The sequence below is a fragment of the Citricoccus sp. GCM10030269 genome (assembly GCF_042665635.1).
Classification (GTDB): domain Bacteria; phylum Actinomycetota; class Actinomycetes; order Actinomycetales; family Micrococcaceae; genus Citricoccus.
The window spans coordinates 1184111-1207881 of sequence record NZ_JBHTCV010000005.1; the positions used below are offsets into that span (position 1 = coordinate 1184111).

At 66.9% G+C, this 23771-nt stretch carries 22 protein-coding genes; 8 read left to right on the forward strand and 14 right to left on the reverse strand.

Annotated elements, in window-relative coordinates:
- Nucleotides 1-14: 14 nt before the first annotated feature.
- Complete coding sequence (locus ACFQQD_RS12510) at nt 15-623, reverse strand: hypothetical protein (protein WP_378089808.1); 609 nt, start codon at nt 621-623, stop codon at nt 15-17.
- Between the two features lie 162 nt (nt 624-785).
- On the opposite strand from ACFQQD_RS12510, the gene ACFQQD_RS12515 reads away from it, so the two are divergent.
- The gene (locus ACFQQD_RS12515) at nt 786-1979 is read left to right on the forward strand and encodes an MFS transporter (protein ID WP_378089810.1); all 1194 of its coding nucleotides are present in this window, start codon (nt 786-788) and stop codon (nt 1977-1979) included.
- The gene (locus ACFQQD_RS12520) at nt 1976-3469 is read left to right on the forward strand and encodes an MFS transporter (RefSeq protein WP_378089812.1); all 1494 of its coding nucleotides are present in this window, start codon (nt 1976-1978) and stop codon (nt 3467-3469) included. The genes ACFQQD_RS12515 and ACFQQD_RS12520 overlap by 4 nt, the downstream gene beginning before the upstream one ends.
- A gap of 10 nt (nt 3470-3479) precedes the next feature.
- Here the strand turns inward: ACFQQD_RS12520 and msuE are convergent, their stop codons facing one another.
- From msuE to ACFQQD_RS12540, 4 genes are all read right to left on the reverse strand, one after another.
- Entirely contained in the window at nt 3480-4055 is a 576-nt protein-coding gene (gene msuE, locus ACFQQD_RS12525) for an FMN reductase (protein WP_378089814.1), read from the reverse strand.
- Nucleotides 4052-5113 carry an LLM class flavin-dependent oxidoreductase gene (locus ACFQQD_RS12530; protein WP_378089816.1) on the reverse strand — a complete coding sequence of 354 codons (1062 nt, stop codon included), beginning with the start codon at nt 5111-5113 and terminating at the stop codon, nt 4052-4054. The genes msuE and ACFQQD_RS12530 overlap by 4 nt, the downstream gene beginning before the upstream one ends.
- Complete coding sequence (locus tag ACFQQD_RS12535) at nt 5110-5484, reverse strand: winged helix-turn-helix transcriptional regulator (protein WP_378089818.1); 375 nt, start codon at nt 5482-5484, stop codon at nt 5110-5112. Before ACFQQD_RS12535 ends, ACFQQD_RS12530 begins: the two co-directional genes overlap by 4 nt.
- A gap of 159 nt (nt 5485-5643) precedes the next feature.
- Entirely contained in the window at nt 5644-6237 is a 594-nt protein-coding gene (locus ACFQQD_RS12540; RefSeq protein ID WP_378089821.1) for a TetR/AcrR family transcriptional regulator, read from the reverse strand.
- 136 nt (nt 6238-6373) lie between these two features.
- Here ACFQQD_RS12540 and ACFQQD_RS12545 point away from each other — a divergent pair, with 136 nt between their 5' ends.
- Nucleotides 6374-7660, forward strand: coding sequence for an MFS transporter (locus ACFQQD_RS12545; protein WP_378089823.1), 1287 nt, complete (start codon nt 6374-6376; stop codon nt 7658-7660).
- On the opposite strand, the gene ACFQQD_RS12550 is transcribed toward ACFQQD_RS12545, so the two are convergent.
- The 4 genes from ACFQQD_RS12550 to glyA form a co-directional block, all read right to left on the reverse strand.
- Entirely contained in the window at nt 7638-9440 is a 1803-nt protein-coding gene (locus ACFQQD_RS12550; protein WP_378089825.1) for an ABC transporter permease, read from the reverse strand. The genes ACFQQD_RS12545 and ACFQQD_RS12550 overlap by 23 nt on opposite strands.
- Entirely contained in the window at nt 9433-10416 is a 984-nt protein-coding gene (locus ACFQQD_RS12555) for an ABC transporter ATP-binding protein (protein WP_378089827.1), read from the reverse strand. The genes ACFQQD_RS12550 and ACFQQD_RS12555 overlap by 8 nt, the downstream gene beginning before the upstream one ends.
- A 74-nt stretch (nt 10417-10490) precedes the next feature.
- Nucleotides 10491-11378 carry a bifunctional methylenetetrahydrofolate dehydrogenase/methenyltetrahydrofolate cyclohydrolase gene (locus ACFQQD_RS12560; protein ID WP_378089829.1) on the reverse strand — a complete coding sequence of 296 codons (888 nt, stop codon included), beginning with the start codon at nt 11376-11378 and terminating at the stop codon, nt 10491-10493.
- An 88-nt stretch (nt 11379-11466) separates the two neighbouring features.
- A complete protein-coding gene (glyA, locus tag ACFQQD_RS12565) occupies nt 11467-12729 on the reverse strand; it encodes a serine hydroxymethyltransferase (protein WP_378090142.1) in 1263 nt (420 codons plus the stop codon).
- 315 nt (nt 12730-13044) lie between these two features.
- Here glyA and ACFQQD_RS12570 point away from each other — a divergent pair, with 315 nt between their 5' ends.
- Genes ACFQQD_RS12570 through ACFQQD_RS12580 form a run of 3 tightly spaced genes read left to right on the forward strand, consistent with a single transcriptional unit; the run spans nt 13045 to nt 16417 of the window.
- On the forward strand, nt 13045-14316 hold the full coding sequence (locus ACFQQD_RS12570; RefSeq protein ID WP_378089831.1) for an NAD(P)-binding domain-containing protein: 1272 nt from the start codon (nt 13045-13047) through the stop codon (nt 14314-14316).
- Between the two features lie 28 nt (nt 14317-14344).
- Nucleotides 14345-14857: a Fur family transcriptional regulator gene (locus tag ACFQQD_RS12575; protein ID WP_378089833.1), complete on the forward strand. Its 513-nt coding sequence runs from the start codon at nt 14345-14347 to the stop codon at nt 14855-14857.
- Nucleotides 14858-14914: 57 nt separating this feature from the next.
- The gene (locus ACFQQD_RS12580; RefSeq protein WP_378089836.1) at nt 14915-16417 is read left to right on the forward strand and encodes a catalase; all 1503 of its coding nucleotides are present in this window, start codon (nt 14915-14917) and stop codon (nt 16415-16417) included.
- A 112-nt stretch (nt 16418-16529) separates the two neighbouring features.
- On the opposite strand, the gene ACFQQD_RS12585 is transcribed toward ACFQQD_RS12580, so the two are convergent.
- Nucleotides 16530-17303, reverse strand: a complete 774-nt coding sequence (locus tag ACFQQD_RS12585) for a hypothetical protein (protein WP_378089838.1) — start codon at nt 17301-17303, stop codon at nt 16530-16532.
- A 237-nt stretch (nt 17304-17540) separates the two neighbouring features.
- Between ACFQQD_RS12585 and purU the strand changes: the two genes are divergently transcribed.
- Nucleotides 17541-18473, forward strand: coding sequence for a formyltetrahydrofolate deformylase (purU, locus tag ACFQQD_RS12590; RefSeq protein WP_378089840.1), 933 nt, complete (start codon nt 17541-17543; stop codon nt 18471-18473).
- Nucleotides 18474-18595: 122 nt separating this feature from the next.
- Nucleotides 18596-19126, forward strand: a complete 531-nt coding sequence (locus ACFQQD_RS12595; protein WP_378089843.1) for a gamma carbonic anhydrase family protein — start codon at nt 18596-18598, stop codon at nt 19124-19126.
- A 6-nt stretch (nt 19127-19132) separates the two neighbouring features.
- Here ACFQQD_RS12595 and ACFQQD_RS12600 read toward each other — a convergent pair whose 3' ends face one another.
- From ACFQQD_RS12600 to ACFQQD_RS12615, 4 genes are all read right to left on the reverse strand, one after another.
- Nucleotides 19133-20485: an ABC transporter ATP-binding protein gene (locus tag ACFQQD_RS12600; RefSeq protein WP_378089845.1), complete on the reverse strand. Its 1353-nt coding sequence runs from the start codon at nt 20483-20485 to the stop codon at nt 19133-19135.
- Nucleotides 20486-20603: 118 nt separating this feature from the next.
- A complete protein-coding gene (locus tag ACFQQD_RS12605; RefSeq protein WP_378089847.1) occupies nt 20604-21440 on the reverse strand; it encodes a carbohydrate ABC transporter permease in 837 nt (278 codons plus the stop codon).
- Nucleotides 21437-22435 carry a carbohydrate ABC transporter permease gene (locus tag ACFQQD_RS12610; RefSeq protein WP_378090144.1) on the reverse strand — a complete coding sequence of 333 codons (999 nt, stop codon included), beginning with the start codon at nt 22433-22435 and terminating at the stop codon, nt 21437-21439. Before ACFQQD_RS12610 ends, ACFQQD_RS12605 begins: the two co-directional genes overlap by 4 nt.
- A gap of 5 nt (nt 22436-22440) precedes the next feature.
- On the reverse strand, nt 22441-23748 hold the full coding sequence (locus ACFQQD_RS12615; protein ID WP_378089849.1) for an extracellular solute-binding protein: 1308 nt from the start codon (nt 23746-23748) through the stop codon (nt 22441-22443).
- Nucleotides 23749-23771 lie beyond the last annotated feature (23 nt).

The window sequence follows — 23771 nt, forward strand, 5'->3', positions numbered from 1 at the left end:
ACCACACACCGGGATTAGTTGATGACTTCGCCCGAGATCGGTCCGTCCGGGTTCTGGCCCGCGCCAGGCTCCTTGAGCATGTCCCGGGCGTTCGATGAGGTGACCTCGATGGTCTCGAGTGCCCGGGCGACCATGTCCGTGTCCGCGTCCGCACCCTTGTCGAGTTCCTCCGTGACCACGCGCGCCTGGACCTGGACGATCTTGAACGAGTGGTCCAGCTTGGTGTCCCGCAAGGAGTCGCCGGTGGATGGCGAACCGCCCGACGTCGGGCCGGTGCCACTCGCGCTGGGGCCGGTCGCGTCCGTGCCGCCGACGCGCGGGGCGAGGGACGCGGAGAAGTTCTTCATCCGGCGGTCCACCGACTTGGCGCCGCGGCGCACGCCGAGGACCACAAGGATGGCCAGGATCAGCCAGCCCGCGGAGATGACGACGAGCAACCAGCCGATCACGTCGTTCTGATTCGCGGCAAAGAGCAGCGCGACGAGCAGGATGACCACCATGACGGCGAACGTGACACCACTGCCGCGGGAGGCCCACCCGGTGAACGCTGAACCGGCCGAGCCGTCCTCGGACTGACCGGGGCGGCGGCTGGATGGATTCTGGCCCTTCTCGACTGACTGCATACCGCCGATTATTCCGCATCGGAGACACAACTGGTCGCAGCGAGGGCCCCTGATCGCCACCGGCTTACCCTGTACCTCATGCCACACCTCCCGCCCAGGCCACCACTCGGACCCACGCAGAGCCGATCTCCGCTGTGGTCCCGGAGTTTCGTGCTGGCGTGCATGGCGAATATCGCGATCTTCTTCAACGTCCATTTCCTGCTGTCCACCGTGGCCGGCTACACGGTGGGACGATTCGCCGTCGGGGACTCCGTGGGCGGCGCCGTGGCCGCCGTGTTCATTGCGGGCACCCTGGTCTCCCGACTGCTGGCCGGCCCCCTGATCGAGCGCTTCGGCTCCCGTCGGTTGTTGTTGATCGGGTTCGCCGCCTTCGTCGTGGCACCGCTGCTGTACTGGGCCTCGGGATGGGTCTGGATGCTCCTGGTCGTGCGCGCCGTCCACGGGCTGACGTTCGGGGTGTCGTCATCCGTGATCGCCGCCGCTGCGGTGAACCGCATCCCCGGAACGCGAATGTCGGAAGGGACCAGCCACTTCGCCTCATCGACATTGATCGGTGTCGCGGCCGGTCCGATGGTCGGGCTGGCGCTGTCCACGACCGGCTTCGGCACCGTCGCCGTGATTGCCTCCGCGGTCTCCCTGGTGGGCCTGGTCATCGCGTGGTTCATGGACGTGCGACCCCGCCAGGCGGAACCTGCGCCAGAACCCGCCCAGCCGGCGTCGTCCGCCTCAGTGAGCACCCCCTCCGCCGCTGAACCCGCGAGACCCGCCTGGGGCCGGTACATCGAACCGGGAGCGGCACCGGCCGCTGCCATCGGCACCCTGTACTCACTGGGCTATGCCGGCATCGTCACCTATCTGGCGACCCTAGCGGTCGAGCGCGGATTCGGCGGCGTGGCCAGCCTGTTCTTCGTCGTCTACGCGCTCACCGTCCTGGTGTCCCGCCTCTTCACCGGCCGGCTCATGGACCGCCGCGGCATCAACGTGGTGATGCTCCCGGCATTTGTGCTCTTCGCCGCGGGCCTTGCCGCCATCGCCGCCTCTCCCTCGGTGCTGGTGCTGTTGCTGGCGGCGGTGCTCGTCGGCCTGGGATACGGCCAGTTGCAGTCAGCCGGTCAGGTCATCTGCGTCACCCAGGCGCCCCGCGAGCGGGCCGGCATGGGGGCCTCGACCTACTTTCTGGGGATCGACGCCGGCATGGGACTCGGCCCATTGCTCGCCGGAGCGCTCGTCCAATGGTGGGGCACCACCGGAATGTTCTGGATCTTGGCCGTATTCCTCGTGGCGCTGATTCCGGTCTACTGGCTGGTCCAGGGCCGCCAACTCCACCGGCGACGACGGCTGGAGACCGCCCGATGACCCAGCCACCCGCGCCCTCCCCGCACCGGCCGACCACCTCTCCCGCCGGAGGCAACCGGATCCTGGTGATCCTGCTCGTGCCGTTGTTCATGTCCTTGATGAGCGTGAGCGTGGTCAATGTCGTCCTTCCGGCCATCGAGGACGGCCTGGGGGCCAGCTCCGCCGACCTGCAGTGGGTGCTGGCCGGCTACGCCCTGGCCTTCGGTGTCTCGCTCGTGGCGGCAGGACGGGCAGGAGACCTCTGGGGACGCAAACCGGTCTTCATCGCCGGCATCCTGGTCTTCACGGCGGGATCCCTCGCCTCTGCGCTGTCCGCGGACCCCACCCTGCTGAATGTGTCCCGCGTGGTGACCGGCCTCGGCTCGGGGCTGCTCAATCCCCAGATCATCGGCATCATCCAGAACGTCTTCCACGGCCGGGCCCGCGGCCGCGCCTACGGGCTGTTCGGCACGGTCATCGGCCTCGGCGTGGCGATCGGGCCGACGATGGGCGGGCTGATCCTCGCCGCGCTCGGGCCCGAATGGGGTTGGCGCATGACCTTCCTCGTGAATGTCCCCATCGGGCTGGCCTCCGCTGCGTTGGCGTTCTACTGGCTCCGCTCCCCCGGCCGGGACCCGGCAGAGGTCTCCGCCCGGTCGCTCGCCGCGCTGGATCCCGTCGGCGCGCTGCTGCTGGCCTCGGCCGTCGTCGGGCTGATGGTCCCGTTCATCCTGCCGGGCACTTGGTATCTGCTGGCGCCGGCGGTACTGCTGCTGGGGCTGTGGTGGTTCTGGGAACAGCGGATGAAGGCCCGATCGGCGGCGACGGGGCACGAACCCATGGTGGATCCCAGCCTGTTCCACATCCCCTCGTTCAGTTTCAGCACCGTGGCCACGGCCTTCTTCCTGGGCGCCATGCCAGGGCTCTGGGCGGTTCAGGCCATCGTGACCCAGCAGGGTCTCGGTCTTTCCGCCCTCGCCGCCGGTCTCACGACCCTGCCGGCCTCCCTGGGCGTCATGGTGCTGTCCCCCACAATCGGTTCATTCGTGCATCGGTTCGGACCGGTGTTCGTGGTGGTCGGCACCGTGGTCGCGTTGACGGCGGTGTCCCTGTCCGGGGTGGCGTTCCACCAGATTGCGCTCGGCGCGTGGCCGTACTGGTCGCTGGCGGCGTGCATGTTCCTGTTCGGCCCGGCGCAGGCCCTGGTGATGACGAGCACCCAGGTCCTCACCATGAACGATGTCCCACCGCGCTCCGCCGGCGCCGCGGGCGGCGTGTCCCAGACGGCTCAGCGCGTGTTGACCGCGATCGGCCTGGCCGCGGTCACCGGCGCCTTCTACTCGTCCCTGGCCTCGTCCGAGTCAGCGGGCGGTGCGAGTGCGGAGGCCTACGGTGGCGCGGCGGTCATCTCGGTGCTGGTGGTCCTGGGTTTCCTGCTGATCACCTTGGCTGCGGGCGTGGCCGATCTGGTGCGCCGGCACCGGAACGGCACGCTCTCCCTCGAGGAGTGAACGTGGGCGATCACCGGCCCGCCTCTTCTGCGGCGCCGGACATGGCCAGGTCACGGTTCAGTGCCGGGGTGATGTCCTCCACGGCGGTCCGAATGCGCGCGTGGACTTCCGGGTTGAGCACCTCCGTGCCGCCGAAATCCCCGGAGGAGGCATAGATACCCACCGGAACAGTGGCAGCCTGGAAGAATCCGAACAGCGGCCGCAGAGCATGTTCGATCACCAGCGCATGGCGCTCGCTACCACCCGTGGCCACGAGCATGACGAACGTGTTCGCCAAGGCATACTGATCGACCAGGTCGAAGAAGTGCTTGAACAATCCGGTGTAGGAACCTCGGAACACCGGCGTGGCGGCAATGACCAGGTCGGCAGTCTCGACCTTCCGGATCATCGCCTGCAGTTCTGCGCCCAGATCCTCGCGAGCGCGGGCGGCGGCGAATTCCGTACCGACGTCGGCCATGTCAAGGTGATCCGCCTCGACGTCGAATCGATCACTGAACTCCTCGGTGATCAGTGTGACGAGCGCGCCGGTCTTGCTCGGGACACTGTAGCTGCCGTTGACGCTGGCGATCCGCAGCCGGGCCCTCACTCGCTGCTCCCGGCGTTTCCGAGAGCTTTGCGGACCTCCGGAAGAACCTCGGTGCCAAGTAGCTCGATGGCGCGCAGGGATTCCTTCTGGGGCGTATTCCCATATCCGAGCTGCATGATGTAGCGCTCATGACCGTAGGCCTCATGCTGACGCAGGATCTTATCGGTGATCTGCGCCGGACTGCCGATGAACAGGGCACCGGCCTCTGAGGCGGAGGCCTCGTAGGCGCGGCGCGGCATCTCCACGCCCCGCCCGCGTTGATGGAAGTTGTCCATCATGCCGCGAGCGAAATACGGGTAGGAGATATCGAGGGCCTCTTGCGACGTGGGGGCAACGAAGCCGGGACCGTTGACACTCACGCGCAACTGATCGTCCGGGACACCTGCCTGCTTGCCCGCCGAACGATACAGTTCCACGATCGGCGCGAACCCGTCATAGCGGCCGCCAAGAATGCCCAGTGCCATCGGCATGCCACGCGTCCCTGCGCGCACGGCTGAGGCTGGGGTTCCTCCCACGGCCACCCACGTCGGGATCTCCCGGTTCTGATACGGCCGCGGAGCGATGTCCGCCCGGTCCAGGGCCGGACGATGACGGCCTTTCCACGTCAGAGGATGCTCCTGCTGAATGGTGCGCAGCAGGTCCAACTTCTCTTCGAACAGGGAGTCGTAATCGGCCAGGTCATACCCGAACAGGGGGAATGACTCCGTGTAGGAGCCGCGACCGACGATCATCTCCGCGCGACCCTGGGAAAGGTTATCGAGAGTGGCGAACTGCTCGAACGCGCGGACCGGGTCCTCGGAACTGAGAACCGTGACCGAACTGGTCAGGCGGATCCGTGACGTCTGCATCGCCATCCCGGCCAGCACCACTGCCGGTGCAGAGACAGCGAAGTCCCCACGATGGTGCTCGCCGACGCCGAAGACGGAGAGGCCGGCCTCATCCGCGACCCGGGCCTGTTCAATCAGTTCCGCCAAACGCGTCGCCGCCGTGGCCCGTTCGCCGGTCTCCGGAGAGGGGGTGATCTCTCCGAAGTGGTAGATGCCGATATCAAAACTCATGGACGGTGGCCTGCTCTCTGCTGGAGGTCTCTAGTGGAGGGGGTGTTGTTTGTGGGCGCCGTGGACGGAACCCACCGTTCACTCCACGCGGTGAGGGCGTCGAGCACCGGCAACAGGTCAAGTCCTTTCGCCGTCAGTCCGTAGACACACCGGCTGCTCGAACTCGATACCGGTGTCCGTTCGATCAGCTCGCACCCGACCAGCTCGTTCAATCGAGCGGTCAGAATCGCGTCGCTGATCCCGGGCAGACGATCACGCACGTCGACGAATCTGAGTTCACTGGTGCCAACCGCACGCACGAGGGCACCGTTCCATCGTTTCCCGAGGATCTCCATCGCCGCCAGGAAGGAAGGGCACGCGTTCGCGTCCATCCGCACCCGTCGATTCTCCGGTTCGGGCAACGTCCGCGGTACCCCTTGCTCAGACGTGGGTGCTTCGCTCATGGCAACAGCTTACTCATAAAAACAGAGTAATGTATCCGCGCGGTGGCGTCCGGCAACATTCCCAGGGTCAGCGGCACGGCCGATCAACTACACGCCACAGGGCGGCTCATCGTGGGGACTGGGCGGTCTGGGAGCACTGAGCAGTTCGTTCACGAGGCGTTCGGCATAGCCCTGCAGCGGCCAGGTGGGGGCGAAGAGGATGCGGTAGATCAGCGGAGCGATGACGCGTTCGAGGACCTCGTCGACCGTGGGGGCCGGTTCGTCGGGGAAGCGCTCGAGAATCAGACTGATCGAGTCGACCGAGTGGTCCGCGCACTGTCTGGCGTTGTCCCCACTCGGGTCACCGGCCAGCGCCTCGGCGAGATAGCCCCGGCCGGGTCCGGAGGAGAGTTCTTCGCCGTACACCCGCGCCCACGCCGTGAGGTCTCCGCGCAGCGACCCGGTCGACTCCGGGACCGAGGCCTCTCGGATCCGGTTCGCGGCAACATCCGAGAACAACTGCGCGACGGTCCCCCACCGCCGGTAGATCGTCGTCGGGTCCACCTCTGCTCGCTCGGCGATACGGGCCACGGTCACCTCATCGCGCGGCAGCTCGGAGAGCAGCGCCGATGCCGCCTCGTGCACGGCGCGCTGAATCCTGGCGCTGCGACCACCGGGACGCGGAGCTGATCGATGTGACATGCCACCCAGTTTAAGGTCTCTAACGCCACATTGTTGCGTTTAGTCCAGGCACTGCCTACTGTCTACTCGGCAGAATAATTGCGTTAGTGCAACGTTTGAGTACTACTGAGTACTACTCGGTGAAGCATGACACAGCATGGGAGTGGCGATGGGACAGCGGGCACCTCGCGGAGCGGGACCACAGGCCCCGTCCTGTCGCACAGGACGGCGGCTGCTGGGTCACCGCGGGGCACTGGCCGTCTATGCGCTCATCGCGGTGGCCTTCATGGCCTCCTCGAGCGCTCCGACACCGTTGTACGCCGAGTATCAAGAAACCCTGGGCCTCAGCCCGGTGGTGATGACGCTGGTCTTCGCGACCTACCCCGTGATCCTGATGCTAGCGCTGTTGACCACCGGCTCACTGTCCGACTTTCTGGGCCGACGAACCGTCGTGGCCGGGGCCATCGCGATGCAACTCGTGGCCCTCGTCGTCTTCATGGTCGCCGACTCCGCACCCACCCTGATCGTGGCCCGGGCCCTGCAGGGAGCGGCGACGGGCATCGCCACCACAGCGTATGCCTCCGCACTGGTGGATCTCCATCCGGCTCGGGGGCCGATGATCAACGGGCTGGTGCCCCTGGTCGGCATGGCCATCGGCGGGCTCGGCAGCGGCCTGATCTCCACGGCGACGTCAGCACCCGCCATAGCCGTCTTCACCTGCTTACTGGTCATGTTCTGCCTGTTGCTGGCGGCCCTGGTCTCCGTCCCCGAAACCGTGACCCGGCGCCCCGGCGCACTGACCTCACTCGCGCCCCGAATCAGCATCCCGGCCAGTGCCCGCCCGATGGTGCAGGCGACCGCTCCGGTACTCGTGGCGGTCTGGGCGGTCGGCGGCTTCGTGCTCTCGCTCGGCCCCAATCTGGCCCGAGACCTCACCGGTGACAGCTCTCCCCTGCTCGGAGGGTGGTTCGTCTTCGCACTGACCGGAACGGGTGCGGTGGCCGTGCTCCTGGTCATGCGCCTTTCGCCGAACTTCGCCTTCATCAGCGGAACGCTCGCGTTGGCGGTCGGACTGGGCCTGATCATCACCGCGACGTTGACCCACGCCGCGTGGCTGGTCTTCCTCGGGGCCTCCGTGGCCGGCTACGGATTCGGCGTCGGATTCCAAGGGGTGCTGCGCACCGTGGTGCCGATCGCCGCCCCCGTGGAGCGAGCGGGGCTGTTGTCCGGCGTCTACATCATCTGCTATCTCTCCAACGCCCTGCCCTCACTGGGTGCCGGCATCGTGGCGACCACGATGGGCCTGCACGCCAGCGTGGCGGTGTTGGGCAGCACCGCGATCGCGCTCGCCCTCATCGGACTCATCGCGACCCTGCGGACCGCCGCGGCGCGCCAGCGGGCACCAGTCTCGGGTCCAGAACTCAGCTCAGGAACAGCGCCCTGAGCCGACGTGAGGTGAACAGCATGCCGAGGCCGATCATCGCCGCGAAATACAGCAGGTGCACGATCGTCCACTCGGTGAACACGCCGGCCCCGAGCTGGCGCAGCAGCTCGACCCCGTGCCACAGCGGCAGCGCCTGGATGGCCCACTGAATCGGTTCCGGATAGACGCTCAGCGGGAAGAACGTGGCGGAGAACAGGAACATCGGCATCAGGGCCACCGTGATCCAGTCCATCTGCTGGAACGTGCTCATGTAGCTCGTGACGGCCATGCCGATCGACGCGAAGGCGAAGGCGATCATCAGGGCAGCCGGGAGCAGGAGCAGCGCCCACCAACTCGTCACCAACCCGAGCGCGGACATGATGATCAGGAACGCCACGGAGTACAGGCCACCGCGCATCAGCGCCAGCGTGATCTCACCCAGGGCCACGTCGATCGGACCCAGCGAGGTATTGAGCATGGTCTCGTACAGCTTGGACATCTTCATCTTGAAGAAGACGTTCCACGTGGAGTCATACACGGCACCGTTCATGGCCGAGACGGCCAACAGCGCCGGAGCGATGTACTCCCCGTAACTGACCGGTCCACCCGGGCCCTCGACGTCCCCCACCAGTCCGCCCAGCCCGATGCCCAAACTCAGCAGGTACAGCACCGGCTCCAGAAACCCGGAGATGAACACCGCCCAGTTGGAGGTCCTCAGGGCCTTCAGGCCACGCTCGACCACCACCGAAATCCGGCCCCCGTACATCCCTGCCGCAGGCCCGGTTCGCACTGAGACCGGAGGCATCGGCGGCACCGGCACGACGTCGGCCGAGGCGGGCCGTCGTCGGGCTGTGCGTTCCGGACGTGACCGGCGGGCGGAGCCGGTCGCCTCGCGATCGGGACGTCCCGGCACCCAACCCAGGCGACGGGTGTAGGTGCGGGCGACCAGGCACCAGCCCAGCACCGCCAGGGCCACCAGGTAGATCACGTGAACCGCCGTCAGCCAGGCGGGATTCGCCATCCCGTACGAAGCCATCCGACCTAACTGGGCGGCGTGCCATTGAGGCGAGATCCAACCGATCCACTGCAAGGACACCGGTAGAGAGTCCAGCGGATAGAACGTGGCCGAGAACAGGAACAGCGGCATGATGATGAACCGCTGGACCAGGGAAAGCTGTCCACCTTCACGCGTCAGGGTGGCCGTGTAGGCCATCAGGGGCAGACCCACGGCCAGACCCCCAAGGCACGCGGAGAGAATCTGCAGCGAACCCCACGGGCTGGACACCCCCCCGAAGGCGAGCATGACCAGGAAGAACAGCACAGACTGCACCACGTACCGCAACAGCACTGCCACGACGTGTCCGCCGGCGATCTGACGGGGCTGGATCGGGCTCGCCTGTGGGCCGTAATAGAGCCGGTGCCATTTGAATCCGTCCAATACCGGATACGTGAACTCCGTGGCCGAGGCCATCAGGGTGCCCGCCGCCAACAGCGCCGGAGCGATGAACTGGAGATAGCTGACCCCGGACGTCCCCTCGGCCATCGGTTGACCGCCGTCGATCAGGGTGGCCAGCCCCAGACCCATGGCCAGCAGATAGATGAGCGGTTCACCGATGGCCGAGACCAGGATGACTGAGCCATAGCGGCGCATGCTCTGCAGATAGTGCTCCGCGTAGTACCAGGCGCCGAACCGTCGGACGCGGGCGGCTGACACGATCGGATCGGTCACGGCGGGCGACTCGGTCGTCAACGGTGGCTCGGCGGACGGAGGCGGCTCGGTGGAGACGGACGACTCACTCAATGAGGCTCCTCCCCGTCAAGGTCAGGAAGACGTCCTCCAGAGAGGACCGGCGCACGAGTGAGGTGATCGGTGCGAGCCCGAGCCCGGTCACCGCCTCGAGGGCGGCTTCGCCTTCATGGGCGTACACCAGCACCCGGTCCGGCAGCGACTCGATCCGCTCCACGAGGGGCCGGTCCGCGGGCGTGGTTCGCCCCGGCAGCTCACGTTCGAGTTGACGGGCCACCTCCTCGTTGCGCTGGGCACCGAAGCGGACCTCCAGGACCTCGCGGCTGGAATGCTCCCGGATCAGCGAGGACGGAGAACCCTCGGCCATGATGCGTCCGTGGTCCACCACGATGAGCCGGTCGCACAACTGCTCGGCCTCGTCCATGTAGTGCGTGGTCAGCACCAGGGTGGTACCGCGCTCCTTGAGCCGGAACAGCCGGTCCCACAGGGTGTGGCGAGCCTGCGGGTCCAGTCCGGTGGTGGGCTCGTCCAGCAGCAGGATCTTGGGGTCGTTGACGAGCGCGCGGGCGATCACGAGCCGGCGCTTCATGCCGCCGGAGAGGTCGTCGACCCGGACGTCGGCCTTCTCGGTGAGCTGGGCGAACTCCAGAAGTTCCCACGCCTTGGGGCGCAGATAGCTGAAAGGCAGGCCGAAGTAGCGGCCGTACACGATCAGGTTGTCCCGGACGGTGAGTTCCTCGTCCAGATTGTCCTGCTGCGGGACCACACCGAGGTGAGCGCGGACCTCGGGGCCTTTGCCGTCCGGGTCCAACCCCATGATGCTCAGTTCGCCCGAGGAGCGTTGGGAGACCCCGCCGATCATCCGCATGGCGGTGGACTTTCCCGCACCGTTAGGACCCAGCAGACCGAAGGACTCACCCGAGCGAACAGCAAAGTCGATGCCGTCAACGGCGGTGACGTCGCCGTAGCGTTTGGTCAGGGAACGGGCCTCGATGACCGGCGTGACGGGGTTTTCCTGTTCAGGGAGCACTCGCGGCAGTGTAGCGCGCCGGGCTCGGGGCCGGTAGGCAGGGGCGGGACGATCTGCGGATCACCCCGCCGCGTTCACTTCGCTCGTCCGACAGCCCGCTCGGCGGATTCCACCACGTTGGCCAGCAGCTCCACGCGGGTCATCGGTCCCACACCGCCGGGGTTGGGGGCCATCCAGGAGGCCTTCTCAGCCACGGCCGGGTCGACGTCGCCGGTGATCTTGGCCTTGCCGTCCTCACCCTCAACGCGCGAGACGCCGACGTCCAGCACGATCACATCGTCCTTGACGTCCTCGGGCTTGACCATGTGCGCCTGACCGGCCGCGGCGATGATGACGTCGGCGCGGGCCAGCTCGGCCTTGAGGTCCTTGGTCCCGGTGTGGGCCAGCACCACGGTCGCGTTGACGTCACGGCGAGTCAGCACCAAACCGGCGGGGCGGCCGATGGTCACGCCACGGCCGATGACCAGCACGACCTTGCCGGCCAGCTCGATCCCGTAGTGCTTGAGCAGCTCGACGCAGCCCTTGGGGGTGCAGGGAAGCGGTGAGTTCAACTCCCCGCCCACCGAGGCGACCAGGCGGCCCAGGTTCATGGGATGCAGCCCGTCGGCGTCCTTGTCCGGGTCGATGGCCTCGAGGACGCGGTCGGTGTCGATGTGCTGGGGCAGCGGCAACTGGACGATGTACCCGGTGCACTCGTCATTGTTGTTCAGCTCCTCCACCACGGCGAGCAGCTCTTCCTCGGTGGTGGACTCTGGCAGATCGCGGCGAATCGAGGTGATGCCCACCTCGGCGCAGTCGCGGTGCTTTCCGGCCACATAGGACTGCGAGCCGGGATCCTCGCCGACCAGGACGGTACCGAGTCCGGGGACCACGCCCTGCTCCCGGAGCGCCTCGACGCGCTGAGTCAGATCCTTCTTGATGGCGGTGGCGGTTGCACGGCCATCGAGCTTTTGTGCAGTCACAGCGGAATCACGCTTCCTTGCGGGGGTCGGCCGAATAATTACCTATCACCATAGTGATTGAAGTGGTCACTGTCACGAGCCGCGAGGCTCACCAGCTCTCCAGTCCGTCATACAGCGGGAAGTCCGCGGCGAGCTTCTGCACGCGAGCGCGCAGGGCCTCCACATCCGGTCCGGGCTTGAGAGCCTGGGCGATGACATCGGCGACCTCAGAGAACTCGGCCGGCCCGAAACCCCGCGTCGCCAGAGCGGGAGTGCCGATGCGCAACCCCGAGGTGGTCATCGGCGGGCGCGGGTCCCACGGGACCGAGTTGCGGTTCACGGTGATGCCGACCTCGTGCAATAGGTCTTCGGCCTGACGGCCGTCCACCTCGGCGTGACGCAGGTCGACGAGGATCAGGTGGACGTCGGTGCCACCGGTCAGGATCGAGATCCCGTGCTCGGCCACATCGCTCGCGGTGAGCCGCTCAGCCAGGATCTGGGCGCCCTCGATGGTGCGGCGCTGGCGCTCGGCGAACTCTTCGGAGGCGGCGATCTTGAAGGCCACGGCCTTGCCGGCGATGGCGTGCATGAGCGGACCGCCCTGCTGCCCCGGGAACACCGCCGAGTCGATCGCCTTCTGGTACTCCTGCCGGGACAGGATGAAGCCCGAGCGCGGTCCGGCCAGCGTCTTGTGCGCGGTGGAGGTGACCACGTCCGAGCACGGAACCGGGTTGGGATGCAGCCCCGCGGCGACCAGCCCGGCGAAATGCGCCATGTCCACCCAGAGCTTGGCCCCCACCTCGTCCGCGATGGACCGGAACGCGGCGAAATCGAGCTGACGCGGGTACGCGGACCAGCCGGCCACGATGACGGCGGGACGCTCGGCGAGGGCCTTCTCGCGGACCGCGTCCATGTCGATCCGGTGCGTGTCCGGATCCACCTCGTATGCGGCGATGGTGTAGGTCTTGCCGGAGAAGTTCAGCTTCATGCCATGGGTCAGGTGCCCGCCGTGCGCCAGGGACAGCCCCATCAGCGTGTCCCCGGGGTTCATCAGGGCGGTCATCAGTGCCACGTTGGCCTGGGCGCCGGCGTGCGGCTGGACGTTGGCGTGTTCGGCGCCGAAGAGCGACTTCGCGCGCTCGATCGCGAGATTCTCCGCCACATCCACGTGCTCACAGCCGCCGTAGTAGCGGCGGCCGGGATAGCCTTCGGCGTACTTGTTGGTCAGGACGGACCCCTGAGTCTGCAGGACGGCCCGGGGAACGAAGTTCTCGGAGGCGATCATCTCCAGGGTGTCCCGCTGACGGCCCAGTTCCTGGCCGAGGACGGAGGCGATCTCCGGATCGACCTCGGACAGCGGGCGGTTGTTCATCTCCACGGCTGCGTGGCTCGATGCGGGGTGGCGGGATGCGGTCTGGGAAGCGGGCGTCGGGGAGGGCGTGGTGCTCGACTCGGTCACGAAAGGCTCCTGCTGGCGTAGTCACGTTCGTTGGCCGCCGCCGGACCCAGGCGGGCGGTCCAGTGGCCTTTCACGGGTCGGTGGCCCCGTGGGCGCACCGTGGTCCGTGTTCGCCGCTTCCCGGTGGTCATCCACCTTCGCCAGTCGCGGCCTGCGCCGTCCATCCTACCGTGGGGCGGCCCACCGCCGGCCCGGAATACCGACGACGGCGGCGACGCTGATCCTGCTGTGACTCCCACCCCTGCCTCCTTGCACCCCTCACCTGCGGAGCCGCTCGACGTCGTCGTGATCGGAGCCGGTCAGGCCGGCCTCAGCGCGGCCGGCCAACTGCTGCGCAAAGGACTGCGACCGTGGCGGGACTACGTCGTCCTGGACGGCAATGACGGCCCGGGCGGAGCGTGGCGTCATCGCTGGGATTCCCTCACCCTGGACGCCGCCCACGGAATCCACGATCTTCCCGGGATGTCCTTGAACGCCCCGGATCCGGGCATACCCGCCAGCAGGGTCGTCTCCGATTACTACGGCACCTACGAGAGCGAGCTCGAGTTGCCGGTGATCCGGCCGGTGCACGTCGAGTCGGTCGCCAACGAGGACGACGAGACCTTCACGATCAGAGCGGATGACGGACGACTCTGGCGAACCCGCACCGTCATCAACGCCACGGGCACCTGGAACAGCCCCTACGTCCCCTACTACCCGGGGATTGCCGAGTTCATCGGCCGTCAGTTGCACACGCGTGAGTTCACCTCGGCCGAGGAGTTCGCGGGTCAGCGGGTGCTCGTGGTCGGCGGCGGCACCTCCGCACTGCAGTTTCTGCTGCAACTCGACGAGGCCGGGGCCCACACGGTATGGAGCACCCGGCGCGCACCGGACTGGACGGACCGGTTCTTCGACTCCTCGTGGGGAACGGACGTGGAGGCCGCTGTCTCGGCCCGCACCACCCTGGGACTGCCGCCGCTGTCCGTCGTCGCGGCCACGGGTCTGCCCGTCACCGATCAGTACCTCACGGGGTTGAGGTCGGGAGTTCTCATCAGTCGCGGTCCGTTGCGCCGGATCACGTCCACCGGGGTGGTTCTGGACGGTCCGGGACCCGACGGCGGCGCGGTGCCGTCCCAGGGACCGGTGGCCGACCGGTTGCTGGCGCCGGGTGGTGCGGCGGCCGGTGGTCTCGAACGGGTGCCGGCCCTGCCGGGGCACTCGGTGCAGCCGGGCCAGGCGGGCCAGGCGGGCCAGCCGGACACCCGGTGGGAGACCCCGACGGACACGATTCTGTGGGCCACCGGGTTCCGCGCCTCGCTCGACCATCTCTCGCCACTGCGCCTCCGGGAACGCGGTGGTGGAGTGCGCATGGACACCGACGGAGTCAGCGTGACTGCTGTGCCAGGGCTGTATCTGGTGGGCTACGGTGCGTCGGCCTCGACCATCGGCGCGACTCGGGCCGGACGGAGAGCAGCGGTGGCGGCGGTGGCGACAGTCAGGGCAGCCACGCCCTATTTATGAGTCACTCAAAACATGTCATACTGGGGTCATGACCCGCTCCGCCGCTTCCACGACGCAGGACAGTACCGGCACCGCGTCCCTGATCTGGGCCGGGCGCCTGCGGGCCGCGGGATTGCGTGTGACCAAGCAGCGCCTGGCCGTGCTGGATGCTCTGCATCAGATCCCGCACGCCTCTGCCGATGAGGTCCTGGCTCACGTGCGGCAGACTTTGCCCGAGATCACGGTCCAGTCGATCTACACCGTGCTGCACTCACTGACCGATGTCGCCCTCATCCGGCAACTCGACCTGGCCAACTCGCCGGCCCGGTATGAGACCCGCGTGGCAGACAATCACCACCACGCCGTCTGCACTCAATGCGGCCGGATCGAGGACGTGACCTGCGCGGTCGGCCACGCTCCGTGCCTGAGCCCCGCGGAGACGCACGGCATGACCATCCAGGTGGCCGACGTCGTCTATCAGGGCCTCTGCGCCGACTGCGCGGCATCCACTGACAGCCCCACAGAAGAACCTACAGACCCCCGGGAAGCCCACCAGGGCTGACCGGTCTTCCACCCATCCCGAATGCATCAGCAACATCCCCCGATCAAGGAGACTGTGATGACGGAAACGACTCCGCACGGCACCGGTTCGACCACCCAGGCAGGCATTCCCGCCGTCAGCGACCGCAACTCGCTGACCGTGGGCAACAACGGCCCCATCGTCCTGCACGACAGCCACCTGGTGGAGACGCTGCAGCACTTCAACCGGATGAACGTCCCGGAGCGCCGCCCGCACGCCAAGGGCGCCGGTGCCTTCGGCGTCTTCGAGACCACCGAGGACGTGAGCGCCTACACCAAGGCCGCCCTGTTCCAGCCGGGCGTCAGCACGCGCATGCTGGCCCGCTTCTCCACCGTCGCCGGCGAGCTGGGCTCCCCGGACACCTGGCGGGACGTGCGCGGCTTCGCCCTGAAGTTCTACACCGAAGAGGGCAACTTCGACCTGGTCGGCAACAACACCCCGATCTTCTTCGTGCGCGACCCCATGAAGTTCCCGCACTTCATCCGCTCGCAGAAGCGTCTGCCGGACTCCGGCCTGCGTGACGGCACCATGCAGTGGGACTTCTGGACCCAGAACCCGGAGTCCGCTCACCAGGTGACCTACCTGATGGGTGACCGCGGACTGCCGAAGACCTGGCGCCACATGAACGGCTACGGCTCCCACACCTACATGTGGATCAACGAGGCCGGAGAGCGCTTCTGGGTCAAGTACCACTTCGAGTCCCGCCAGGGTGCCGAGTCGCTGAGCAACGAGGAGGCCGAGCGGCTGGCCGGCGCCAATGCCGACATCCACCGCCAGGACCTGTTCGAGTCGATCCAGCGCGGCGAGTTCCCCCAGTGGGATCTCTACGTCCAGGTCATGCCGTACGAGGAGGCCAAGACCTACCGGTTCAACCCCTTCGACCTGACCAAGACCTGGTCCAAGAAGGACTACCCGCGCATCAAGGTCGGCACCATGACCCTGAACGAGAACCCGGCCAACTTCTTCGCCGAGATCGAGCAGGCCGCCTTCTCCCCGGCCAACATGGTCCCCGGCATGGGCATGAGCCCGGACAAGATGCTGCTAGGCCGCAACTTCGCCTACCAGGACGCCCAGCGCTACCGCATCGGCACCAACTTCCAGCAGCTGCCGGTGAACAAGCCCGTCAACGAGGTCCACACGTACAACTTCGAGGGCCACATGCAGTACGAGCACTCCGGCGCTGCACCGGTGTACGCGCCGAACTCCTTCGGCAGCTCGTGGTCGGATGAGACCGGCACCGTGGACGCCAGCTGGGAGTCCGACGGCGACCTGGTTCGCTCGGCCTACGATCTGCACCCCGAGGACGACGACGTCAGCCAGCCCCGCACGCTCCTGAACGAGGTCTTCGACCAGGCCCAACGGGATCGCTTCGTCCAGACCGTGGCCGGTGCCCTGGACGGCGTGAAGGAGCCGGTGCTGTCGAACGCCTTCCAGTACTGGAAGAACGTGGACCCGACCATCGGTCAGCGCATCGAGGACACCGTCAAGGCCGACGCCGACGGAGCCGACGTTCCGGGCATGGGCGTGGATCAGGACCGGTAATCTCCGGTAGCCCTGGTTCTTTCAGGGCACCAGGTCCGCGAAGGCCCCCCGTTGCCGTCACTGACTCGTGTCAGCGGCGGCAACGGGGGGGCTTCCGCTTTCAGGTCAGGATTCAGCCACGACCGGGGTCGCCGTCAGTTGGGGTCGCTGCATGGCTTCCCCTCCCTGAGGCGGGCGGCGCTGGCTTCCCGGACGCCGATGGCTTTTCGGACGGCGATGCTGGGGATCTCTGGCCTTCAGTGGACTCCTCCTCGGGCAGTTCTTCCTGGCCGGAACGGAGTGGCGGTCCTGCCGCCACCGAATCGCGCGGCTCCTCTGACGGGTCCAGAGCAATTCGCCGTTCCACGATCTCGTGCTCGGCCTCCGACTCGTCACGTTTGTGCCGGGCATGAACCGAGGACTCCTGCGCACGTGGAGGGGAGTCGGCCCGCTCTTCGTCAATGCCGACTCCGGTCCCCGCGCTGCCACCAGCGCGACCAGAAGTGTTGTGTGGATCAATTTCGTCGACCGGATCGGCACCGTCCTGACGGTGGCCCTTCCGGTCGGTCTGGACTTCGGGATCAAGCCGGTCCGCTTCCCGCAGCTGGGAATCCAGCGCACCACGGGAGGTACCGGCCGCGCGCTCCCGCTCCTCGGCCTCGGCGCGCAGGCGCCGGGCCTCTTCCTCAGCTGCCTCCGCCTCCTGTCGCGCGGCGGCGGCCTCCTCCTCTTCGGCCCGAGTGCGCCCATATTGCCGGGCCGCGTCCTCGCGGAGCTGCTCCGCAGCGCGGTGGTCTTCCTCGCGCCGTCGGGCACGGCGTCGGTTCCCCAGGACGACGGCCACGGCGATGATGATGAGAAGCACCACCACGCCAATCACCAACCACAAGATCTGCTGGTCGTTCATCGCGCATCCTTTGCTCTAGCTGACATTGCACCTAGCGAGTCCGCGACGGCGCTTTTCGGATCGCCTCCACGTGACACCGACACCGGACTGGTGACGCCCACTGTTACACATGAGACCTTCCCAGCCGAGGTTTTCTGGCCCACTGTTTGGTGGAGGCGTTAACCGCCGATCCGGCCGTCCTCACTCGATTTTTTCTCTGGTGACACGAATCACTATGGAGATAGGTATGCTGTCGGCATGAGCAATTCCACTCCTACCCCCAGCGCTTCCACCGCCACTGGCACCACTGCTGCGTCCGCCAACGCGTCCGACAACAACGCCATGGTGCTGACCCTGTCCTGCCGAAACACCCGCGGTATCGTCCACGCCGTCTCCGGCGCTCTGCTCGAGATCCAGGGCAACATCACCGAGTCCAAACAGTTCGACTCTCCGGACACCGGCAACTTCTTCATGCGCGTGGAGTTCACCACTCCCGAGAACCAGGAGGCCGTCGAGGCGGCACTGGCCCCGGTCCGCGACGAGTTCTCCATGGAACTGACGGTGTGGGCCAACAGCCGCAAGACCCGCACGCTGATCATGTGCTCCAAAGACGGACGCACCCTGAATGACCTGCTCTTCCAGCAGCGCTCCGGCACCCTGCCGATCGAGGTCCCCGTGGTGGTCTCGAACCACCGGGACCTGGAGCCCATGGCCGAGTTCTACAACGTCCCCTTCATCCACGTGCCGATCACCAAGGACGCTGACGGCAACTCCAACAAAGCCGCCGCCGAGGCACGGCTGATGGAGCTGGTCGATGAGTACGACATCGAGTTGGTCGTCCTCGCCCGTTACATGCAGATCCTCTCGGATGACCTGTGCCGCGAGCTCAGTGGCCGTGCCATCAACATCCACCACTCCTTCCTGCCCGCCTTCAAGGGGGCCAGGCCCTACCACCAGGCCCACGAGCGAGGCGTGAAGCTGATCGGCGCCACCGCCCACTACGTGACCGCCGACCTCGACGAAGGCCCGATCATCGAGCAGTCTGTCCAGCGCGTCACCCACGCACAGACGGCCCGCGAGTTCGTCGTCCTCGGCCGGGAGGTCGAAGGCTTCACCCTCACCCGCGCCGTGAAGTGGCACGCGGAGCACCGGGTGCTGCTGGACGGCAAGCGCACCGTCGTCTTCAGCTGACCCCGCCCGCTACCCTATAACCCATCGACGTAGCACGAATTGCCCCTCTCAGCCCCGCTTAGCGCCAATTCGTGCTACCTCGTTGTGAGGGGATGGTGGGGCGGGGCTCGTACGCTGGGGGCATGGCTCATCTGATCACGATCGGCGGCAACGCGCCCGTCGCTCACGAATCCGCCTTCCTCGCCCCAACGGCGTGCCTGTCCGGCGACGTCGTCCTGGCCGCCGAGTCCTCCGCCTTCTATGGGGTCTCCGCGCGCGGGGACAGCGCACCGATTCGCGTGGGCGAGCGGACCAACCTTCAGGACAACGTGGTGCTGCACGCGGACGCCGGCTTTCCCTGCACTCTGGGCCGGGGCGTCTCCGTGGGTCACTCTGCCGTGGTCCACGGCGCCACCGTGGAGGACGAGTGCCTGGTGGGCATGTCCGCCACCGTGATGAATGGCGCCGTGATTGGCACACAGTCCCTTGTGGCCGCTGGCGCCCTCGTGCTCGAGGGCACCGTGGTGCCGCCACGTTCCCTGGTCGCCGGGGTGCCCGCCAAGGTCCGCCGTGAGCTCACGGCAGACGAGGTGGCCTCGCTCCAGAAGAACTCAGCGACGTACGTGCGCCTGGCCGCAGCCCACCGCGAGGCCACGTCCTCAGCAGGCGGCTGAGGCGTTCTAGACGGACCGGCTGTCCTGGGTGTTCTGGGTGTTCTGGGGGGACCGAGCTGACGCAGCAGCCAGCTCGATCTCGTGTTCGCGTTCTTGTGCGGCGATACGCGTCAGTTCGGCTCCGGCCTCCGGATCACGGGTCAGGTTCTCCCCCGTTTCCGGATCGAAGATGTGAATCCGGGACGCGTCCACCCACAGCTCCGCCGGCTCACCGGGCCGCACGCGGGATTCGGCGGACAGCGTGGTGACGACCTGTGGTCGCAACTCGTCGGCATCCATCTCGGACGCGAGATCGGACAGTAGCCGGCCGACTCGCTCGTCGGGCTCGAACTCGATGTAGCCGTACTGTTCGTGTCCGAGCCACTCCAGGTGGGACAGTTCCGCGGTGAACACGGAGCCCCGGGCCATCTTGGCCTCGTCCACCAGTGAGGCGTCTTCGAAGTACTCCGGGCGCAGCCCGATCATGACGAGCTCCCGGCCCTGCGCCACGGCCGCCTTCTCCGCCGAGATCGGAATGTCCCCGATCGGCGAGGACAGAATAGCTCCTCCAGCTCCGCCCGTTCCCCCGGCTCCCTGGCTGCCCTCCTTGAGGGTCGCGGGCAGGAAGTTCATGGACGGCGAGCCGATGAATCCCGCCACGAAGAGGTTGACGGGCTGTTCATAGAGTTCCCGCGGGCTGGCGACCTGCTGCAGCAGTCCCTTCTTCAGCACCGCCACCCGGTCCCCCAGGGTCATGGCCTCGGTCTGGTCGTGCGTGACGTAGACGCTGGTGATACCGAGCCGGCGCTGCAGCCGGGCGATCTCGGACCGCATCTGTCCGCGCAGCTTGGCGTCCAGGTTGGACAGCGGCTCGTCGAAGAGGAACGCATCGGCCTCCCGGACGATGGCCCGGCCCATGGCCACCCGCTGACGCTGACCGCCGGAGAGATTGGCGGGTTTGCGATCGAGATGCTCGGTGAGCTCCAGCATAGCGGCAGCCTTCTGGACTCGGTCGTCCACGGATCCCTCACCGTTGCCGTTGCTCTGGCCGTTGCCGTTCTTCTCCTTGGCCAGCCGCAGCGGGAAGGCGATGTTCTCGTACACCGTCAGGTGCGGATACAGCGCGTAGTTCTGGAACACCATCGCGAGGTTCCGGTCCTTCGGTGCTGCCTCGTTCATCCGTTGGCCGTCGATCAGCAGCTCGCCCGACGTGATGTCCTCGAGTCCGACGATCATCCGCAGCAGCGTCGATTTGCCGCAGCCGGACGGTCCGACCAGGATCACGAACTCACCGTCGGCGATGTCCAGGGACACGTTGTTCACGGCGGGAAAGCCGTCGTCGTACTTCTTGACGATGCTGTTCAGGGTGATGGAGGCCATCGGTGGTCCCTTTCGTTGCTGCCTAATCTTTCGCTGTCCTGCGATGTCCTGCGAAGTCCTGCGCTGATCCTGCTGTGGTCCTGTGAGCCAGTGGTGCCTCTGCCGATCGCCGGTGCCCTCAGCCCTTGACCGCGCCCGAGGTCAGGCCGGCCACGATCTGCCGCTGGAAGAGCATGACCAGCAAGACCACGGGAATGGTGACGATGATGGCCGCGGCGGAGATGGCGCCGGTGGGCGACTCGAACTGTGAGGCGCCCGAGAAGAACGCCAACGCCGCCGGCACGGTTCGGGCCGCCTCGGTGGACGTCAGCGAGATGCCGTAGACGAAGTCGTTCCATGCGATGAAGAACGCGATGATCGCGGTGGTGAAAACGCCCGGCAGAGCCAGCGGGACCACCGCCTTGCGGAACGCCTGCATGGGCGTGGCCCCGTCCACTTGGGCGGCCTGCTCGAGTTCCCACGGAATCTGCTGGAAGAACGCCGCCAGCGTCCAGATCGAGATCGGCAGGGTCAAGGACAGATACGGGATGATCAGTCCCGGCCAGGTGTCATACAGTCCCAGGGTCCGCCACATGTTGAACAGCGGTGTGACCAGCGAGATCACGGGGAACATCGAGACCATGAGGGAGACCGTCAACACGACCTTCTTGCCGGGGAAGTCGAGCCGCGCGATCGCGTAGGCGCACAGAGTGGCCAGCACCACGGCGATCGCGGTGGCGATGATGCAGATTCCGATCGAATTCCACAGGGCCGAGAGGAACAGCTCCCGGGAGTCGCCGACCAGGATCTCCTCATAGTTGATGGTGGAGGGCGTGGTCGGCAGGAACTGACCGTTGGAGAGGTCCGCCGGAGTCTTCAGGCTCGTCGCCAGGATGGAAGCCACCGGGAAGAGGCACCACACGGCAACGATGACGGTGATCACCCACCAGCCGATGGCGGTGTTGCGCTTGCTCATTTGCGTCCTCCTCGTCCGCCGGCCAGATCAACGTTGAAGACCTTGATCGCCGTGAAGGCGATCAGCGCCACGCACAGGAACAGCACCACGGAGATGGCTGAGCCGAGGCCGATCTCCAGCCTGCCGATCGAGGTGCGGTACGCCAGCAAGGACAGCACTTCGGTGCCGTAGGCGCCCTTGGTCATCACGAAAATCGAGTCGAAGACGCGGAACGCATCGAGTGCCCGGAACAGCACGGCCACCATGATCGCCGCCTTCATGTTCGGCAGCACCACTCTGCTGAGGCGCTGCCAACCGTTGGCGCCGTCCACGGCCGCGGCTTCGGAGAGGTCGTCGGGCACCTGGGCGAGGCCGGCGAGCAGCAGCAGCGAGATGAACGGCGTGGTCTTCCAGATCTCGGAGAACATGATGACCACGATCGAGGTGCCGCCCTGCGCGAACCAGTTCAGGTCGTCGCTGACTCCGGGTAGCCAGCCCAGCCAGCTGTTCATGTATCCGGAGTCGATGCTGAACATGTAATACCAGGCGTAGGCGGAGACCACCGTGATGATGCCGTAGGGCACCAGGATCACCGTGCGGACCAGGCCCCGGGTGGACTTGATGGCTCGGTGCATGATCATCGCCAAAGCGAAGCCGAGGACCAACTCGACCAGCACGGTGACCACGGTGATCAGCGCGGTCACACCCAGGGCGCTCCAGAACACGCCATCGCTGAGGATCGTTCCGTAGTTCTTCAGGCCGATGAACTCGCGTTCGCCGGGTGCGGTCAGGCGGTAGCTGAACAGTGAATCCCAGAGGGCCTGCACCACGGGGTAGAAGATGACCGCCACCATGATGACGAAGGCCGGGCCGGCCAACCACCAGCCCAAGCGGGTCTCGGCCTTGGACCGCTCAGAGCGAGGCGCCCGGCGACCGCGGCGGGCACGGCCGCCGTCGGGGTCCGTGGACTTCGCCGTCCCGGGACTCGAACTGACGGCCGGTGCATTGGACGGAATGGCGCTCACAGCAGCGACTCCCCTCGCAGGACTTGAGTGATGAACTGGCCGGTGCCGGCCGGGGTGGATTCGGGATTCACGGACCCCGGCGGGGCGAACCGCTGTTGGATCGCGGTGGAGACCTCGTTGTAGTACGGCGTCTGCGGTCGGGGCACCGCCAGGTCCAGAGACTCACGAATGGCCGGGGCCATCGGGAACTGCTCCTCCACCGCAGGATCGTCGAAGGCGCTCGCACTGGAGGGCGGATTGCCGTTGGTGACGAAGTATTCGGCCTGATGCTCCGGGGTGACGATGCACTGGATCGCGTCCCAGGCCAGATCCGGGTGCTGCGAGTGAGCACCCACGCCGAGGTTGATGCCACCCAGCGGTGGAGCCGGTTCCTCGTCCTCGTTCATGCGCGGGTACTGCGTCCAGCCGATGTCCTCGGGCAGATCCTCCGGCAGTGCCCCCTCCTCGACGGAGGCATTCGTCGCGGGCCAGACGAACGGCCAGTTGACCATGAAGGAGCCGCTGTCTCCCTGGAAGAGCAGCAGGGACTCGTTCTCCTGCTGGGTGGCCAGCCCGGGCCCGCCCAGCCCCTCCTGGCCGATGACGGAGATGATCTCCGCCGCGTGTTGAGCCGCCTCGGAGTCCAGACCGGTCTCGACCTCCTCCGCGGGGGCCTCCGGATTCTCCACGATCTGACCGCCACCGGATTCGATGAGGGCGTTGAGCCAGACGGTCATGGATTCGGCCCGCGCTCCCTGCACCCCGAGCTCCTTGTCCTGTTCCCGGGCCACCTCGATGAGCTGATCCCACGTCACGGGCTCGTCCATGTTGAGCCCGGCTTCTTCGGCCACCGACTTGCGGTACCACAGCAGCTGCGTGTTGGCCCAGAACGGGATGGCGACCACGTTCTCCTTCCACGTGGCACCGGCGAGGGCTCCGTCGAGGGTGTCCTGCGTGGTCGCCTCCACCACGTCGTCCGGCACCGGCGCCAGGAACCCGGGCTCGGCCAGTTCGGGAATGAAGGGTGGGTCCAGGGACATGATGTCCATCGAGTTGTCCCCGGCGGCCAAGCGGCGGGTGAGCTGCTCGCGCTGGGAGGCGGCGTCCGTGGGAAGGACCGACGTCTCGATCCGGTACTCCCCGCCCGCTTCCTCGGTGCACTGCTGGGCCAAGGTGGCCTGGCCGCCGTCATCCGGGTTGGTGTACCAGGTCAGCACCGGCGTCTCGTCCGCCGGCCCACAGCCGGACAGCAGCAATGCCGCTGATGCCATCATCGCGCCGGCCACCGGCCTGGCGAACCTGCCACGCGGTCGGGATTCCCTCATCTGTCGCCCACCTCCGGTCCGTG

What these genes read in the sequence shown, in the direction of transcription:
- ACFQQD_RS12510 (WP_378089808.1), bottom strand. Translation starts at nt 623, where the DNA reads ATGCAGTCAGTCGAGAAGGGCCAGAATCCATCCAGCCGCCGCCCCGGT.
- ACFQQD_RS12515 (WP_378089810.1), top strand. Translation starts at nt 786, where the DNA reads ATGGCGAATATCGCGATCTTCTTCAACGTCCATTTCCTGCTGTCCACC.
- ACFQQD_RS12520 (WP_378089812.1), top strand. Translation starts at nt 1,976, where the DNA reads ATGACCCAGCCACCCGCGCCCTCCCCGCACCGGCCGACCACCTCTCCC.
- ACFQQD_RS12530 (WP_378089816.1), bottom strand. Translation starts at nt 5,113, where the DNA reads ATGAGTTTTGATATCGGCATCTACCACTTCGGAGAGATCACCCCCTCT.
- ACFQQD_RS12535 (WP_378089818.1), bottom strand. Translation starts at nt 5,484, where the DNA reads ATGGACGCGAACGCGTGCCCTTCCTTCCTGGCGGCGATGGAGATCCTC.
- ACFQQD_RS12540 (WP_378089821.1), bottom strand. Translation starts at nt 6,237, where the DNA reads ATGTCACATCGATCAGCTCCGCGTCCCGGTGGTCGCAGCGCCAGGATT.
- ACFQQD_RS12545 (WP_378089823.1), top strand. Translation starts at nt 6,374, where the DNA reads ATGGGAGTGGCGATGGGACAGCGGGCACCTCGCGGAGCGGGACCACAG.
- glyA (WP_378090142.1), bottom strand. Translation starts at nt 12,729, where the DNA reads ATGAACAACCGCCCGCTGTCCGAGGTCGATCCGGAGATCGCCTCCGTC.
- ACFQQD_RS12575 (WP_378089833.1), top strand. Translation starts at nt 14,345, where the DNA reads ATGACCCGCTCCGCCGCTTCCACGACGCAGGACAGTACCGGCACCGCG.
- ACFQQD_RS12580 (WP_378089836.1), top strand. Translation starts at nt 14,915, where the DNA reads ATGACGGAAACGACTCCGCACGGCACCGGTTCGACCACCCAGGCAGGC.
- ACFQQD_RS12585 (WP_378089838.1), bottom strand. Translation starts at nt 17,303, where the DNA reads ATGAACGACCAGCAGATCTTGTGGTTGGTGATTGGCGTGGTGGTGCTT.
- purU (WP_378089840.1), top strand. Translation starts at nt 17,541, where the DNA reads ATGAGCAATTCCACTCCTACCCCCAGCGCTTCCACCGCCACTGGCACC.
- ACFQQD_RS12595 (WP_378089843.1), top strand. Translation starts at nt 18,596, where the DNA reads ATGGCTCATCTGATCACGATCGGCGGCAACGCGCCCGTCGCTCACGAA.
- ACFQQD_RS12600 (WP_378089845.1), bottom strand. Translation starts at nt 20,485, where the DNA reads ATGGCCTCCATCACCCTGAACAGCATCGTCAAGAAGTACGACGACGGC.
- ACFQQD_RS12605 (WP_378089847.1), bottom strand. Translation starts at nt 21,440, where the DNA reads ATGAGCAAGCGCAACACCGCCATCGGCTGGTGGGTGATCACCGTCATC.
- ACFQQD_RS12615 (WP_378089849.1), bottom strand. Translation starts at nt 23,748, where the DNA reads ATGAGGGAATCCCGACCGCGTGGCAGGTTCGCCAGGCCGGTGGCCGGC.